8 protein-coding genes are annotated in these 18244 nt (G+C 38.7%); all 8 read left to right on the forward strand.

All coding sequences use genetic code 11. From position 1 onward, the window contains the following. Positions 1-9 precede the first annotated feature (9 nt). The 8 genes from LT090_RS06745 (at position 10) to LT090_RS06780 (ending at position 18192) form a co-directional block, all read left to right on the forward strand. A complete protein-coding gene (locus LT090_RS06745) occupies positions 10-3138 on the forward strand; it encodes a thrombospondin type 3 repeat-containing protein (RefSeq protein WP_068545174.1) in 3129 nt (1042 codons plus the stop codon). Positions 3139-3373: 235 nt separating this feature from the next. Next, the gene (locus LT090_RS06750; RefSeq protein ID WP_089152987.1) at positions 3374-5035 is read left to right on the forward strand and encodes a sulfatase family protein; all 1662 of its coding nucleotides are present in this window, start codon (positions 3374-3376) and stop codon (positions 5033-5035) included. 64 nt (positions 5036-5099) lie between these two features. After that, positions 5100-6317 carry a glycoside hydrolase family 117 protein gene (locus LT090_RS06755; RefSeq protein WP_068545176.1) on the forward strand — a complete coding sequence of 406 codons (1218 nt, stop codon included), beginning with the start codon at positions 5100-5102 and terminating at the stop codon, positions 6315-6317. A 45-nt stretch (positions 6318-6362) separates the two neighbouring features. Continuing rightward, positions 6363-7856, forward strand: a complete 1494-nt coding sequence (locus LT090_RS06760) for an arylsulfatase (protein ID WP_068545177.1) — start codon at positions 6363-6365, stop codon at positions 7854-7856. A gap of 164 nt (positions 7857-8020) precedes the next feature. Further along, entirely contained in the window at positions 8021-9619 is a 1599-nt protein-coding gene (locus LT090_RS06765; protein WP_068545178.1) for an alpha-L-fucosidase, read from the forward strand. 445 nt (positions 9620-10064) lie between these two features. Beyond that, entirely contained in the window at positions 10065-13040 is a 2976-nt protein-coding gene (locus LT090_RS06770) for a cadherin repeat domain-containing protein (protein ID WP_068545179.1), read from the forward strand. A 598-nt stretch (positions 13041-13638) separates the two neighbouring features. Next, positions 13639-16515, forward strand: coding sequence for a TonB-dependent receptor (locus LT090_RS06775; protein ID WP_068545180.1), 2877 nt, complete (start codon positions 13639-13641; stop codon positions 16513-16515). Positions 16516-16599: 84 nt separating this feature from the next. Beyond that, the gene (locus LT090_RS06780) at positions 16600-18192 is read left to right on the forward strand and encodes a sulfatase family protein (protein WP_068545181.1); all 1593 of its coding nucleotides are present in this window, start codon (positions 16600-16602) and stop codon (positions 18190-18192) included. Positions 18193-18244 lie beyond the last annotated feature (52 nt).

Below are 18244 nucleotides of genomic sequence, written 5' to 3' on the forward strand. Positions count from 1 at the left end.
GGGAAGATTATGAATAAATTTAAATATAACAAAATTGCTGTAACCATTGGGGCGGTATTATCGATGACTAGTTTTTCATCAATGGCTGCATTTAACTATGTAACAAATGGTGATTTTGAAACTGGCGTTATAGAAACGGTTCCTGATAGCGATCCTGTTGAATACGTCAATTGGGTGCCTACTCATAGTCATATTGTTCCTTCGATAATAATGGATACTGGTTATGAAGGCGCACAAGAAAGTTTCGTATTGCAAATTTTTGGTGAGGGCGGTCGCGATGGACATTCAAAGGCGGCAAAACTAGCCGTTGAATTGGTGCCAGGTGGGTCATATACATTAACAGGCATGGTGAAAATTGACGCTGTAGACGGTACCACTACTAAAGTAATGATTAGTTATTCTTATCAAAGTTTAGTCGTCGATGCTTATGTGACTTCAACGGTCAATGGCGACAAAGTAGACTCTGATGGTGTATGGCTTCCATATACATTACAAATCGATATTCCTGCAGACGCTGCAGCAGACAAGCCTATCAAGATCTTTCCAAAATCAGCGGGTAGCGGTGACACTAAAAACGTTAATATTTACTTAGATGATCTCGTGATTGTAAGTAACGACGTTGAAGTTGATACCGACGAAGATGGTTTGCCTGACTCAATTGACCCTGATGATGATAATGATGGTTTTTCTGATGTCGATGAACTTGCTGCGGGTACCGACCCATTAGATGATCAAGATAAACCTGCCGATTTTGACGGCGACTTTATTCCTGATGCGAGTGATCCTGATGACGATAACGATACTTACAATGATGATATTGAAATATTAGCAGGCTCTGATCCTTTGGATGATACCAGTATTCCGGCAAATACGGATGGTGATGAAGAATTAGATTACATAGATGAAGACGATGATAATGATGGTTTTACAGACGTTGATGAGATAGCTGCGGGTACAGACCCTCTTAATAATAGTGATGTTCCAGATGATTTAGATGGTGATTTTGTTTCTGATGTGACTGATCCTGATATTGATGGCGATGGTGTTCTAAATGACGAAGATGGCGACCCTCGTGATCCATTAGTTGGCAAAGATGATTTCGATGACGATGGCTATTCTGATAGTGATGAAATAGCTGCGGAATCAGACCCTGAAGACCCTTTAGATACACCAGCAGATAATGATGGTGACTTTATTTCTGATGTAACTGATACTGATGATGATAATGATGGTGTTAGTGATGTTGACGAAGTTGCGGCAGGTACTGATCCATTTTTAGACACAAGTTTTCCTTTAGATACCGATTTAGATGGCACCTATGACTGGGAAGATACCGATGACGACAATGATGGCTTTACCGATGAAGATGAAACAGCTGCCGGTTCGGACCCTTTGCTTATTGATGATGTTCCCGCCGACTTAGATGGCGATTTTATTTCAGATGTTACAGATACAGATATTGATGGCGATGGATTTACTAATGACGATGAAATATCTGCTGGCACAGATCCTTTACTTGTTGATGATGTACCTGCCGATTTAGATGGTGATTTTATTTCTGATGTGACTGATACAGATATCGATGGTGATGGTATAGAAAATGATTTAGATTACTACCCATATGATCCAAACTTATCAGCAGAGCCAGCAGGTTCTAAACTTTCAAAAACTGATTCTTATGGCAATCGAGCCGGACGAGATTACTGGTCAGCATACGATATATTAGGTCAACGTTTAGATATCATGCGTCTACCGGTTAGTGCAAGTGTAGGCTTACCTGAAGGTGATGAAGCAGGTACTGCAAACTATGAAGAAATTGAAGCATGGTTAGCAGAGAATTCGGATTGGAAATGGGCTACCAATGAACAGTATGAAGCAATACATGGCTTCTTTGATGGCAGTAATTTAGAAAATGTAGACGCTTTTTTCGAGTTGAATGGTTTCGAGTGGTCGACTTGGGCAAGACCAGGTAAACCGTCTAAGTGGTTACCGTTAACATTAGACGCAACGCTAGTTGATGTTAGTGTTCCAGTAGAACCTGGAACAACAAAACTCCCCGTTCTTAAATATACGGTATCAGAAGAGGCATTTACTACCGTAATTAGCACCTCAGACAGTTTTAGTGTTTCAGGTGTAGCATCAGCTCCGTTATTAGTACGCGTTGTAACTTTTGACCCACTTGGCGACAACGATGGAGATGGCTACATAAATGATGAAGATGCATTTATGGACGATCCAAATGAGTGGATTGATACTGATGGTGATGGCGTAGGTGATAATGGTGATGTATTCCCTGACGATCCTGCAGAAAGTGGTGACGCTGATGGCGATGGTATTGGTGACAATGCTGATGATGACTCGGACAACGACGGCGTGCCAAATGAGACTGATAGTTTCCCATTAGATAATGAGCAAAGTATTTCAGTAAGTATTGCTCGTTTTGTTGAATCGCCTGAACAAGTAGGTACAAATATCGTTGAAGGTGAATCATTAACATTTAATGTAAATATAATTGGCTCTGATGGCTTATCGAAAGGTCAATCAACGTTAAGCCATAGTTGGAAACAACTTTCAGGTCCAACTATAGAGTTTACTGAGACTGAATCGGGAATCAATATTGCCGCACTTCCTAATGTTCAAGTAGACGAAGAAGTCGTATTTGAGTTAACTATTAGCAATGACGTTCATACCACTACAGTGTTAAAAACATTTACGCTTAGTGCGATACCGTCTTTTGTTTCTTCGAGTGTCGATTTGATTGGAGCGAGAGCGAGTGAAGATGACGCCGGTAATAAGGTTATTAGCTTAAAGCCTGGTGACGTTATTGAACTTGATGGCAGTGCTTCAACTGATAATTTAGGTGCTGATTTATCGTTTAGATGGGTGCAAACACGTGGTCCGGTGATCAATATTGTTAATTCAAACAAAAGTATCGCCAGTTTTAAAGTTCCAAAACGTGACAAACACTCGACAAGCATTGGTATTAAATTAATCGTATCTAATGGTCAATCCCATGAAGGCGCAGAATCTGTTTCTGTTGTTAACGCTGATATCGAAAGCAGCAGTGACAGTGGTGGTTCATTTGGCATCTGGGGTATGTTACTCGCTGGTATTGCGTTAATGAGACGAAAACTATAATAAAATAAACGCAGTAAACATTGGCCGAATCAATTGATTCGGCCTTTTTATTTCCATTAAATCTTAAGATAAAAATTCATTTAAATTACTACATTGGCGCTTTATTTTTATCAAAATTTAGCATAAGGTGTATATAGTTTATAATAATCACTTGGTTGGTATTTGGATGTAGTGTCTAAATGTAATGACTGATTATTGACACTGTTCCAGAAATAATGATTAAAAGAAAATAACAATGAAATCTAAAATAATTATAACAATGAATAAGTTAATGCTTGCATCATCTATGGCTGTGACCCTGGCATCCTGCAGTAGTGCTGAAAATAAACATGCGCAAGAAACGACGACTTATGCTAAGTATACAAAGCCTAACATCTTGTTCATTATGTCTGACGATCATACTCGTCAAGCGATAGGAGCTTATGGTGGCCATTTAGCGCCATTAAACCCTACACCTACGATTGATGCGCTTGCCAAGCAAGGTACGCGTTTTGATAATGTATTTGTTACTAACTCTATCTGTACGCCTTCTCGTGCATCAATTATTACCGGCCAGTATAGTCAAACCAATGGTGCTTTAGATCTTGATGGTAAAATTGGTGCAGAGCAGCAATATTTGCCAACGTTGATGTCTGCTGCGGGTTATGAAACTGCGATGATAGGTAAATGGCATCTTAAAAAAGAGCCTCTTGCATTTGATTATTACAAGGTACTGCCAAATCAAGGTAAATATTTTGACCCTGTATTTCGAGATATTAATGGTAAAGGTAAGTGGCCAAACAACAAAGTTCAGGTAAAAGGACATTCATCTGATGTTATTACCGATTTAACCATTGACTGGTTAAACAATCGTACCAGTGATAAACCTTTCTTCTTGATGCATCACTATAAAGCGCCGCATGATATGTTTGAAAATGCACCGCGCTATGATGGATATTTGGCCGATATTACAATCCCTGAGCCAGATAACTTATACGATCGTAAAAATTTTGGCTCAATCGCGAGTCGTGGTGAAAATGATGCAATGATCAGTGAGTTAGGCACGTCAGTGTCAAAGCGTAACCCTCGTCGAAATATGGGCATTCATATGGACGTTGATCAAAGTTTATCTGAGCATGACTATACAGCAGAGTCTTATCAGCGCTACTTAAAGCGCTACCTCCGTACAGTTAAAGGTGTAGACGATAATTTGGCACGTTTATTTGACCACTTAAAGGCTACTGGCCAATGGGAAAATACGGTAATTATTTATACCGGCGATCAAGGAATGATGTTAGGTGAACACGACTTTATAGATAAACGCTGGATGTATGAAGGCTCGCTACGTATGCCATTTATTGTTTATCATCCAGGAAAGCCTGATGCGCCAAAAGTAAATGACGATATTATCAATAATACTGACTTTGCTCCTTTTATGCTTGATCTTGCTGGCGCTGAAACACCAGATAAAATGCACGGTAAAAGCTTTACCAATGTACTTGATAACGAAGAGCTAGAAGATTGGCGCACAGGTTCATATTACCGCTATTGGATGCATCGCGCCCATCATGACGTACCGGCGCATTTCGGTTTAAGAACAGCAGAGCACAAACTAATATTTTTCTACGGCGTTCATTATGACATTGGACAAGCTCAGCAGAATTCAAAAAAATCTACTAAGAAATTAGCTCGAAAAGATGGTGTTGTACCTTCAACAGTCGCCACTCCCGTTGCATGGGAGTTTTACGACTTAAGCGCAGATCCAGAAGAAAATAATAACGCTTACAATGATCCAAAATACAAGGACGTTATTGCACAGATGAAAGCTGAATTGTTAGAACAACGACAAGTCTATTCTGAAACCGATGAAAAATACCCACACATTCAAGCCATTATCGATAAACATTGGAATGACTAATAGGCATGGGGAATAAATAATTCCCCATGCTTTATTTGAACTTCTGTTAACCAACTGAGGCAACATGAATATTAAAAACAAGCTTTTAACTTTTGCCGGAATTCTTATTGCAACAACCAGCGGTGTTAGTGTTGCGCAAGAACAACTCGTTAGTTCAGCAATGAAACGCTATCAGGATATGTGGCAGTCAAAGAACCCTGCTGATAACGAGTTTTATAGTTCATTTAATTACCAAAAAGCGAAAGGCTTGCCTTATGAGGAAGGGGTGAGTCGAAGGGACCCTAGCCAAATCATCAAGGTCGACGATACCTACTATGTTTATTACACCAAAACTGAAAAAGGGCCGGCGCCTGTAGGCTACGCTAAAGCTAATCCGAAAACCAACACACCTGCTAATACCTGGGATTTAGCATCAATTTACTATGCAACGTCCAAAGATACTTATAATTGGTCAGAGCAAGGAAAAGCCGTAGGATTAGGTCCTAAAGGTGAGTTTGATGATCGCAGTGTTTTTACTCCTGGAGTTTTACTGTGGCAGGGGAAGTATTATTTGTACTATCAAGCGGTACAAAGCCCGTTCAATCAGCGCACTAAGAATGTAATAGCAATGAGTTGGTCTGATAGTCCTAATGGCCCTTGGCATCGACATCCTGAGCCTGTGCTCACCACAGGAAAGTCAGGCGTGTGGGATGGTGATGCAGCAATTCGCTCTAAAATTAAGAGCGAAGGAGGGTTTGATAGTTTAAAAGTGCATGACCCATATTTGCTGGTAAAAAATGGCAAAATTTATATGTACTACAAGGCTCACCCTATGGGCTTAGCTGGTAAAACACAGCTGTCCTACCCTGATTTTTCAGGTGGTTTAGCCATCGCTGAAAATCCTGCTGGTCCATTCATAAAATCAAAACTAAACCCTGTACTAAATAGTGGTCATGAGGTGGTTTTATGGCCTTATAAAACTGGTATTGCGGCTCTCGTAACGGCTAATGGCCCAGAAAAGAATACTATTCAATGGTCTGAAGATGGCGAAAATTTTGAAATTATGGCAAATGTAGTATTGCCACCAGATGCTGCAGGACCTTATGTACCTGACGCATATACAAATACTGATAACGGTGTAGGGATCACTTGGGGATTGTCGCATGTTGCTCAACGTAAAAATAAACCTTGGCCACATTTAATTCGTTTTGAAACCAGTTTAACAGGTAATAAAGAGCGTAAATTCAAGCGAGAAAATATTCGTTTTACTGAAGAAGCCTTATTGCGATCAGACAAGCGTTAATAAAGTCTTAACTAACAAAATAATATATATTGGCGAACTAAAATTATGAAACTTTCTAACGTTATCACACTAATGACAACAATCGTTGTTGTTTGTTTGGTACATAATGTAAGTGCAGGGCAGTTAAAAGGGAGTAGGCCAAATATCATTCTTGTAATGACGGATGATCAAGGCATGGGCGATTTATCGGTAATGGGTAATAAAGTATTGCAAACCCCAAATATTGATGCCTTTCATATGCGTTCAACTCGATTTACTGACTTTCATGTCAGTCCTACCTGTGCTCCAACCCGAGCAGCATTAATGAGTGGACGGCATGAATTTAGAAATGGCGTTACACACACCATACGTGAGCGAGAACGTATGGCGTTATCTACCACAACGTTTGCGCAATTATTGCAGCAGTCTGGCTATCAAACCGGCTTATTTGGTAAGTGGCACTTAGGTGATGAGCAACAATATTTGCCGCAAAACAGAGGATTTAGTGAAGTGTTTATGCACGGTGCTGGTGGTATTGGTCAATCATATCCTGGCAGTGCAGCTGACTTTCCGCCCAATCAGAAAAAAGATAATAAGTATTTTGATAATGTAATTCTGCACAATGACACAGTAGTACAAACCAAAGGTTTTTGTACCGATGTGTTTTTTCAGGCTGCGTTAGGATGGATAAAGCAACAACATGACGCTAAACAACCATTTTTTGCCTATATTTCTACAAACGCGCCTCATGGTCCTATGCTTTCCCCTGAAAAATATAAGAAAAAATTTAAGGACATGGGCTGGGATGGAAAAACGCAAGGTCGTTACGGCATGATCGAAAACATCGACGATAACTTTGGCTTACTAGTGCAAAAATTGGAACAATGGCAGTTAACTGACAATACCTTAGTTATTTTTATGACTGATAATGGTCAAGCCGGTCGAAACGGTAAACTTAATGGCAAAAATAAAAAAATGCATATGGCAGGCTTTAAAACGGGTAAAGGAAGCGCCCATGAAGGTGGTACTCATGTACCTGCTTTTTGGCGCTGGCCAGGCGTATTACCTGAAAATGTAGACGTTAAAGCGCTAACGGCACATATAGATCTATTTCAAACGTTTACTGAGCTTGCTGGCGCAAAAATTCCAAGTGATATTCAACAAATCGATGGGCGCTCGCTTTTGCCATTATTAGAAAATCCAAAGTCTGATTGGCCGGATCGAGAAATTTTTGTTCACAGAGGCCGCTGGGCAAATGGGAGTAATGTTGAACACAGCAAATACAAAAGGTCTGCCATTCGCACCCAGCGTTGGCGATTAGTTAATAATAAAGAACTGTATGACATCATTAATGATCCTTTTGAAGACGTGAATGTTGCTGACAAATATCCAGAGGTCGTAGAGCAATTAAGGAAAAAGTTTGATTCTTGGTGGAACGAGACTGTGCCTCTTATGGTAAATGAAGATGTTCCATTGGCAGAGCATCAGCCATTTGTTGAACTGTATGAGAAAGCCATAGCAAGCGGTCCATTACCTTTATGGCAGCCTCCTAAAATTTAAAATTAGTCGTATAGATTAACGAAAGGCGATTAATTTTTTGTTCTTTAATCTCCTTTTAATTGTAAAGATTATGCAAAGAAACTTGTAGGTGTGTATTTTATAGGTTAAAAACATTTAGTAGTTTGAGTTAAACGCAATTTTCAATTATAAAAAGTGAAACAAAAATGATTAAAGCAATAAAGTTACCACTATCTACCTTAACTATAGCAGTGCTGAGTTTAAGCGCTCCTTCGGCGCTTGCAGAAAAGACTGAAACGATAAAAGCTGATTGGGATTCAATCGCAACAAAACAAATTCCAGAATGGCTAATTGACGCAAAATTTGGCGTATATACACACTGGGGAATTTATTCAGTTCCTGCACATGGTGGACCAGATTACGTACGTCAAATGTATTCACCAAAAAATCGTAAAGGAGTGTATGAGTACCATACGAAAAAATACGGTTCTTTAGAAGAGTTTGGCTATACAGACTTTATTCCCAAGTTTACTGCACCCAAATTTAATGCCAGCGAGTGGGTCGGCCTAATGAATGAAGCAGGTGCCAAATTTGGTGGTATCGCTTTAGTACATCACGATGGTTTCTTATTGTGGGATTCTAAGTACAGCCGTTGGAATTCTAAAAATATGGGTCCTAAGAAGGATATCTACGGCGAAATCGCTGCAGAAGTCGCTAAATACCCAGATATGAAACTTGCAGCAACATTCCATCATGGTAGAACGTTTAACTATGCTTATGGAGAACTAAAAGATAAAGGTGCTGATGCATCTAAGATCAACCCTAAATGGGAGTTGTCTGATCCTGAATTAGGTGACTTTTTCTGGAAAAAAGGTCGTGATTCAGAAGAGCAATTTAACTCAGATTGGTACGGTAAGATTACTGAAGTTGTAGATACCTACAAGCCTGATTTTATTTGGTTTGATGGTTTATCTACTTCAATGAAAGGTGGTCACCCAACTGAAGAGAATGTTACTAAAGCTATCTCGTACTATTACAACGAATCAGCGGCACGCGATCAAGACGTAGTCGTGGCTAATAAGTTAGCTGCCAATTTTAATTTTCCCGACCATGTGGGTTTAAAAAGTTATGAGAACGGTAGAGATATGCCAGAGCATCAACCTGGTTATTGGTTAGCTGATAGAGCTATAGGTTACCCATGGAGTTATGTTAATAATAAGACTTACCGTGACGGTCCTGACTATCAGGTTGATAGCATTATAGATTTTGCCAGCCGTGGCGGTATTATGTTTTTATCATTAACGCCAAAAGGCGACGGTTCAATTCCTGAAGCAGAAGTTGAAATTATGAAGGGTATTGGTCGTTGGATGAAAGTTAATGGCGAGGCAATATACGGTACGCGTCGTTACAGTGTCTATGGTGAAGGTCCAACTAAAGTAACTAAGTTTGTTAAAATTAAAGGCAAAGAAAAGGTTAAGTGGGATCATCGTAAACTTGGTGCAAAAGATGTTCGCTTTACTCAAAAAGACAATACTTTATATGCTATCGCGTTAGGCTGGCCTGAAAATGGTAAGTTAACGATTAAAACGCTAAATAATGACTACGCAATTTCAAGTTCAGATAAGATCAAAAACATCAGCCTTATTGGCAGTGATGAAAAGATTGAATGGAAACGAGATAGCAAAGGTTTGCATATAGTATATCCTGAAAAACAAGTAGGTGAATTTGCCTATTCATTTAAAATTGAAGTAGAAGGTGATTTAATCGTTACTGAGCCGGACGCTGAGCATATTAAAAAGTCTTAAGATACAAATCAAACCTAATAAATAACGCTGTAATCCTACAGCGTTTTTTTTTCGAATAAAATCGTTAACTCTAGTTAAGTAGTTTTAAAAAATAAGACTTTTAGGAGCATGTCTAACTTTTGAGATGGCCTATGTATAGTGGTCTTTGGTCAACATTTAATACATTTAAAATTCTCATTTTCTCGTTTTGTCCCTTCTTTGTTTTTTCGTGATTATTATAGTTTAAATACTAATTATAAGTGTTTATTAATATATTTAATCAGAAATAAGTGGTTTAAATTTATAATAATCATTAATTTTGGTTGACTTTTATATTAAGAAAATAACATACTGAATGAATAAAAAGTATACAGCAAACTATGCAAAGGAAGCCGTTCTTAGTGCCTTGTTATTGATAGCAGCGGCATTATTAAACGTTTCGACTACAACCTGAAAAGAAAAAATTATGAATGCAAAATTACCTTTAACAGCATTAACATTGAGTGGCTTATTAATTTCCTGTGGCGGCGGTGGCGGTACGAGCGAGGATAATTCACCTCAATCGACAAATGTTGAGTTTTCGATCGCGGGCATAACGGATGTCAATGTCGCTGAAAACACAGAGTTTTCTAGTGCTGTGCCTACAACAAGTGGAGATAGTCCGCAAGGCGATTTAATTTGGTCAATTAGCGGTAACGATGCTCCTTTGTTTGAGCTAAATACTGAAAATGGCGTCTTTACACTTTCGGCTAAAGATTATGAGCGGCCAAGTGATAGTAATGCTGATAATACTTATCAAATTCAATTAACAGCTGTTGATGTTGGCAATAATTCGGCGAGTAAGGCGGTTAACGTAACCGTTTTTGACGTCGATGAAAATGACGCAAAGCCCGAACCTGAGCCTCAGCCAGAGCCTGAAATAGCTTGTACGGTAAATTCAAGCAGCATCGCGAGCGATGCGCTGTACGTTGCTATGAATGGTGACGATTCGAATTCTGGTACAGAAACACAACCGTTTGCCAGTATTTCTGCAGCTTTAAACTCACTCGCTGCCAATGGTGTCGTTAATGCCGCAGGCAAGACTATTTATGTAAGACAGGGTGAATATCATTCTGAAGTCGAAAATATCGCTCTTAATGGTTCACCGGAAAATTATTTATCTATTGAGGCATACCCTTGTGAGCAAGTTACGCTAACGGGAGCTGTTTCGGTTAATGAGATAAAAATAGATGACTGGAAGCAATTTCATGGTGACATTTATAAGGTCGAAGTAGATCGTCCTATCTGGAAATTGTTAGTTGATGATGAAATGCAAATGTTAGCGCGCTGGCCAAATGCAAACTTTTCGATGCCTTCATCGAGCAATTCACAATCGGTATATTCAGCAGCTGTTTGGGCTGAAGGTGAACAAGATAGCGGTAGTAAAGGCACTAGTGTATCAAATAGAGGATCTAAAAAAGACGGTATCATCACCAATGATGTTTCCGGCTCTGATGAACTCGTTACTTACCATAACTTAGCAACGGCAAAAGACTATAAAGGTGATTTGCTTGATGTAAGTGGTGCCATAATCGTAGCTAATACTGCAAGCTTCTATACTTATTCGCGTATGGTTAAAGCGTACAATGACATGGATCCAATTTTTACTACTTATAACCCTTATACCGGTGCACTTTATAATTACCAAAATAAAGATGTTGCACATGTTCCTGGGACTAACGTATTCACTCATGAACCAAGCCTAAAGGCTTATAAGTCTAAGAAACTAAGTTTCTTTCTAGAGGCAAAAGTTGAACTTATTGACCAACCAGGTGAATGGCATTATCAAAAAGAAAACGGCAAACATTTTGTCTACTTATGGCACCCAAATGGTGGGGCACCTGAGAATAATGTAAAGGTACGTGATATTAGTTACAGTTTTAATTTGGAAAACAGTAACTTTATTAAAATTTCAGGATTTGACTTTCTAGCTAGCTCTTTGCGTTGTAATCCATGTAATAACATTACCATTGAGAATAACAGTTTTAAATACAGCGCTGCTGATCGTCGTGTATTAAAAATTTACGGTAATAACGACACCGGATATGGTCGCAATCAATACATCGAACTTTATTCAGCAACAGGGAAGCGCAACGATAGTGGCATCATTTTCAGAAACAACAAAATTACTGACAGCGGCGTTCAATCTTTGATTGTATCTGGAGGACAGGCCATTGTGAGCAATAATTTATTTGAACGCCTCGATTGGTCAAGCGCTGATACGTTAGCTCCACATGCAACGGTTATGACGTTAGATATGACTAACCAAAAAGTAGAGTTTAGCTATAACACTATGGACACTATTGGTAACTCCAGTATGTTTGTACCTGAAGGGGGCAGTTTACATGCTACCTATAATGATATGGGAACGGGCGGTTTTGCTCAAAACGACGGAGCTAGCTTTCAACTTCGTAAAGCTCAGCAAGCTGCAGTAAACATGTCCTATAACTGGGCTCATGACTCTGAGAAATATGGCATTCGTTTTGATGCTCCTTTCGATACAACCAATGAAAGCTGGGGCGGCCAATGGGGAATGATTCATCATAATGTTGTGTGGAATGCCAAAGGAATAATGGTTAAAGGCGATGATCATCGTGTTTATCACAATACCACTTGGAACAATGATGATGTTGACCTAAGAATGTTAATTGATCCAAATATCTACTATCGCCATGAGCGTTCTATTGCGGCGAATAATGCCAGTGACTCTATTTCTTCAAAGCGAAATGAAATCACCGATATATCTTCTTTATATCTTGGCCAAAAAAGCGATACTAGCCCTTTAAAAACACATCGAGAAAATTTTAATGGCGTAGTTATTGATGGTGTTGGTATTGATTTGTCTGAGCGATTAGAAGCACAACTTATTGATATTCATAATCGTGATTTTAGGCCAAAACGTGGAGGCGAACTTCACGATGCAGGCGAGGTAATCGATAGTCCTAATAGTTTTTCAAATTACTCTGGTAGCGCACCGATACCGCAATATACTGAAACCACAGTGCATGGAGAAGCACTTGACCTAGGTGCCTATGAGCTTGATTCGCCTTATTACTGGATCCCAGGATTTCGTGGTCCACGTGCAAGCTTTCCAATTCCAAGAGATGAAATTAGCGATGCGCAAGCTTTAGATGTACTACCTACAGTGACTTTAATGTGGCGAGAAGCTTATCAAGGTGCAGAGCACTACGTTTATTTGGCAACACAGCTTTCTACATTAGAAAATACTGCTGCAGGAGATATCGATAGTAGCTTGTTTAAAGGTTCTTTTATGGCTAGCGAAGCCAATATATACCAAAGTGAATCAACACTCATTTCTGGCAATAGTTATTACTGGCGAGTCGATGCTAAAGTTAATGATCGCCTTATTAAAGGAACCGTATGGAAGTTTACGGTTAAGTGATCGTTTAAAGCATAAAATTGAGCGTTAACCGCAAGCATCACTACAGTAGTAGTAGGTGAGTAACACTGCAATACTCTTCGACTTTTAAGATTTATGCTTTTGTCGTGTCTTTTATATAAATTTAATCAAACTAAAAGCAGAGTATTTAATGATATTTATTTTTTATTATTCTTATGTGTAACGTGGGGTGTGGCGAGTTTTAGTGTTACTGTTTAAATAAAAATGTAGAAATGTAAAGATTTAGCAAATATTTTATGTTAGTGTTTATTATAAAGTAAAAACATGATTTTATAGCGGAGTGGTTAAAAGTCGTACAAACCCATTATTTAATACTTGTTCAGCGCTTATTGAAGCGATTGTTTTAAACCTTTGGCGGTACTAACACAGCCAAATAAAAACAAATATAAAAATAAATATAAAAACATTACTAAATCTAAAATTGACTAATTTATATTAACAAAGAAAGTGATTTCGGCTTTATCTTTGTTCAAAAAATTACATAAAAAGAAGTATTTATGGCGATGTTTACATTGCCAATGACTAAATAACAACAAACAAAAGTTACCAAATAACGAATTTAGGGTTAGGAGAGTAAACAATGAAATCTTTTAAAGTCGCTGCGTTAACCAAAGCATGCAAAATTGCATTGCTAGGTACGTCGTCAATGTTAATGCTTAATTCAACAGCGTTTGCTGAAGAAGAGAACACAACAAGCAATACAGCTAATGAAGAAATCGAAATCATTGAAATTGAAGGTTTTAGAGCTTCAGAACAAAAATCTCGTGATATAAAAAAAGAAGCTATAGGCGTAGTAGATGCGATTATTGCTGAAGACATCGGTAAAATGCCAGATGAAAACGTAGCGGAAGCATTACAGCGAATTACTGGTATAGCGATCACTCGTGAAAATGGTGAAGGTTCACAAGTGAGCGTGCGCGGTATGGCTCCTAATCTAAATAGAATAGTTGTTAATGGTAAAACCTTGACCTCTGCAGGAGACGATCAGGCAGTTGGTTTAGAGGCATTTTCATCAGGCTTACTTGAACGAGTAGAAGTATTTAAAACTCCAGGTGCTAGTATGGTAGAAGGTTCTTTAGGGGCGACTATCAACTTGAGAACACGTAGAGCACTTGATTCTAAAAATCGTAAAATAGTGGTTAGTGCTAATGCCGATTACTCAGATTTATCTGAAGAAGTTGACCCTAAATTACAACTTAATTATATCGATCAATTTTTTGATAAGAAATTTGGTGTAGCTGCCAACCTAAACTATGAAAAACGTCGAAATCGCCAAGATGGTATGGAAGTGTTTGGTTATATTATGCCAACGTCTGTTACTGGCGGTAAAAAAGGTGCACCAGATACGATTACTGACCCTAATGAAGGGGTAATTCGTACATTACCGGAAGGTCACCCTGATCGTTTTTTTAATGGCGAAGATCTAGGACCATATGGTGCCGCTCGTCCAAATAACTTTAATTTCCGCCAATACCAACAAGACCGTGAGCGCATAGGTGGTTCAGTGAGCTTAGAATATCGCCCTAATGACTCCACTGAGTTTGTGTTCGATATTGGTGCCTCAACATTTGACGTAGAGCAAGACCGTTATCAATTATCGTTAGGTCCTAATTATCTCGATCCAAATACAATGATTTTAAATGACAATAATACCGTGGTTTATGGTGATGGTTATTTAACTGATGAAAATGGCGTACCTGACCCAGATTATATGGGCAACATGGTTAGTAATAACGCTTGGAGTACTAAAGAGGAAACGAACTACATTGTTGGTTTAGAGGCTTCTAAAAACTTTGATAGATTGGCAATTTCAGGCTCTATTGGTTATTCATACACAGAATTGGAAACTCCGGAGTCATTTCGCCTATCATTTAATACCAGTCATGCTGGTGTGCGCACTCCATATAGCTTCGACACAAGGTTAGGGGACATGCCGTCGATACTTTGGGGGGAAGAAGATGCTCATTTAGACCCTTCTCGCTATACCATTCAAGCAGTTACATCAACAACAGATATGACTGAAGATGATGAAATTGCCGCACAGTTTGATCTTGACTACGACCTTGATTTTTATTGGATTCAAACGTTAGAGTTTGGTGTGCGAGCAACTAAACGTAATAAAGATAGAATTTCAGATTCCCCTCGTTTTACTTCAAATGCTGAAGGCGTTAATCAGTACAATTGGGACCTGACCTTAGCTGATGAAGGCGTTGAAGAAGATTTCCCGGTAGATAACTTTTATGATGGTGTTTCAGGTAATACCATTAAACGTTGGCCGATTGCTAACTTAGACGCCTCACTAGCCGGTTTTGGAATAACCAAAGAAGAGCTGCAAAACAGTGAATTGTCAGATCCAAATAAACTTAATGGCTATGAAATAGAAGAGCAGACTCAAGCTGCTTATGTTATGGCCAACTTTGAAAATGATTCTGGTGCTTTAGCTGGTAATATTGGTGTGCGTTTTGTTCGTACTGAAACCACAAGTACAGGTGGCGTAAAAGAAGGTGATGAAATTGTTATTACCGACTTTGAAAACGACTACGATAATGTATTACCGTCTTTAAACGTACGCTACATGTTTACTGAAGACACTATTTTAAGATTTGCTGCAGGTCGCGTTATGGCACGTCCATCATTTGGTGAAATAGCACCAAGATTAAGTATTTCTACTGCAGACTCCACAGGTAAAATCAAAGGTGGTAACCCTTACTTAGACCCTTATCTTTCAGATCAAGTGGATTTAAGTTTAGAGTATTATATGGGAGACTCAGGGATGATTTCTCTTGGGTTATTTTATAAAGATATTGAAGATTACATCTTAAAAACTACGGTTGTTTCTCCATATTATGATGATAATGGAGACTGTTATTTAGGTGGTGATGGCTCAGATAACGATGAAAATGGTTGTAAGTTATTCGAAGTAACACGTCCTATAAATGGTCCGTCATCGGAAGTCGTTGGTGCCGAGGTAAATGTTTATCGTGACTTAGATTTTTTACCAAGTTTTTGGTCTAATTTTTCAATCAAATTTAATTATACCTACAACGATAGTACCGCCGAAATTGTTGACCCTAGTACTGGTAAGGTAGTTGAGGGAACCGAGTTTCCTTTAGAGGGGTTGTCTGAACATACTACTAATGCAACTTTGGCATATGAAACCAAAACCTTTGGTATTCGTTTATCTCATAACTACCGTTCAGAGTATTTAAATTCGGCGTTTGGTTCGCAAAACAATACCCAATATGTTGATGACTACCAACAGTTTGATTTGTCTGGCTCGTATAAGTTTTCTGACACCGTTAAAATGGTAGTAAAAGCCGTTAACATAACAGATGAAGAAAAAACTGCTTACTTTGACCAATTGCCGTATTGGGAACAAATTGGCACTACCGAACGACTTAAATACTACAATAGTAACGGTCGTCGATTCTCAGTTGGTGTAACTGCTACTTTCTAGTAAATATGCTCATTGAAGTTAAATAGCCTTAATTATAAGCACTCATTGAATTCTCGATGAGTGCTTTTTTATCGAAGGAACCCCATGAAACGACTGGTCAGTAAACTATTATTCCCCTTATTTGGCTTGATACTTATTAGTGTACATGCTTTGGCGACAGCTACAATTGAACCCAAATCGCCCAACATTATTGTTATTATGTCTGACGACCATGCAACTAACGCCATATCGGCTTATCAAGGTCGTCTTAATCGTGTGTTTCAAACACCAAATATCGACAGATTAGCAAAAAGTGGCGTTAGGCTTGATGGTTTGTATGCGAGTAATTCTATCTGTACGCCTAGCCGGGCAACTATTTTAACCGGCCAATACTCTCATACAAATGGCGTTAAAACATTAGGTGGAAAAATTGCTAAAGAAACACCTACGCTTCCACATGAATTGCAGAGCTTAGGTTATCAAACCGCGATAATTGGTAAGTGGCATATTAAAACTGAACCATTTGGTTTTGATTACTACAATGTATTACCGGGTCAGGGTGATTACTACAATCCTAAATTTAAGGAAAAAGGTAACCTTTGGGTGGATGCAAAAGGTGGTGGTAAAACGATAAAAGGTTATGTTACCGACATAACCACCGATTTAAGTCTCGCTTGGCTTAACAAGCGCGATAAAAGCAAACCTTTTATGCTGATGATAAACAATAAGGCACCACATGGTCCTTGGGAGCCAGCAAAACGTCATCAACATCAATTTTTAGATGTTGAAATTCCAGAACCAAAAAGTTTATTGGAACGCGGTAATCACGGTCCAGGCAATGAGGTTGTTGTTAATGGAATTGAAGGCTTTCAATTCGGCTCATCTATTTCAAGACGTTGGACGCAAAGAAGCTTTGCTAAGCGGTTTTTACAAAAAGGTGTTAAGAAAAAGGTTACTCCATCTAACGAAGCTGAATTAATAGATGAAACAAAACGCGCTTATCAAATGTATCTTAAAAACTATCTGTCTACCGTTACCGCGGTTGATGAAAACGTTGGCCGAGTGCTTGATTATGTAGAAGAAAATGGTTTGCAGGAAAACACCATAATCGTTTATACCTCAGATCAAGGTATGATGCTTGGAGAACATGATTATGGTGATAAACGTTGGATCTATGAAGAGTCTAGCCGTATGCCATTTATTGTTAGTTACCCTGGCGTTATAGAACAAGATAAGAGTATTGATAAACTATATACCAATGCCGATATCGCACCAACCTTGCTTAGCTTTGCCGGTAAAGACACGCCCACTTATATGCAAGGTAAGAGCTTTGCTGCAAGCCTGAAATCCACATCTACAGCTGAAGGTCATGATGCTATTTATTACCGATATTGGTTGCATATGGCACATCATTACAACCCTGCACACTATGGTATTAGAACTCCTGAATATAAATTAGTGTTTTTCTACGGCCTACCGGCAAAAGAGGGGAGTAAGAAAACCAAACCTACACCACCGTATTGGGAAATGTATGACATGAAAAATGACGTACTTGAAATGAACAATATTTATCATGATGAAAAATATAAAGCCGTTCGAGAACGATTAAAAGTTCAGTTATTGGCATTAAAAGAAGAATTAGGTGATACCGACGAAAACAATGCTGAACTAATGGCGATTCGCAAAAAGCATTGGTAAATTTAATTGAGCTTGCTTAATCTGCTCTATGATTAATTGCAAAAGGGTGGAG

The sequence above is a fragment of the Thalassotalea crassostreae genome (assembly GCF_001831495.1).
Taxonomy (GTDB): domain Bacteria; phylum Pseudomonadota; class Gammaproteobacteria; order Enterobacterales; family Alteromonadaceae; genus Thalassotalea_A; species Thalassotalea_A crassostreae.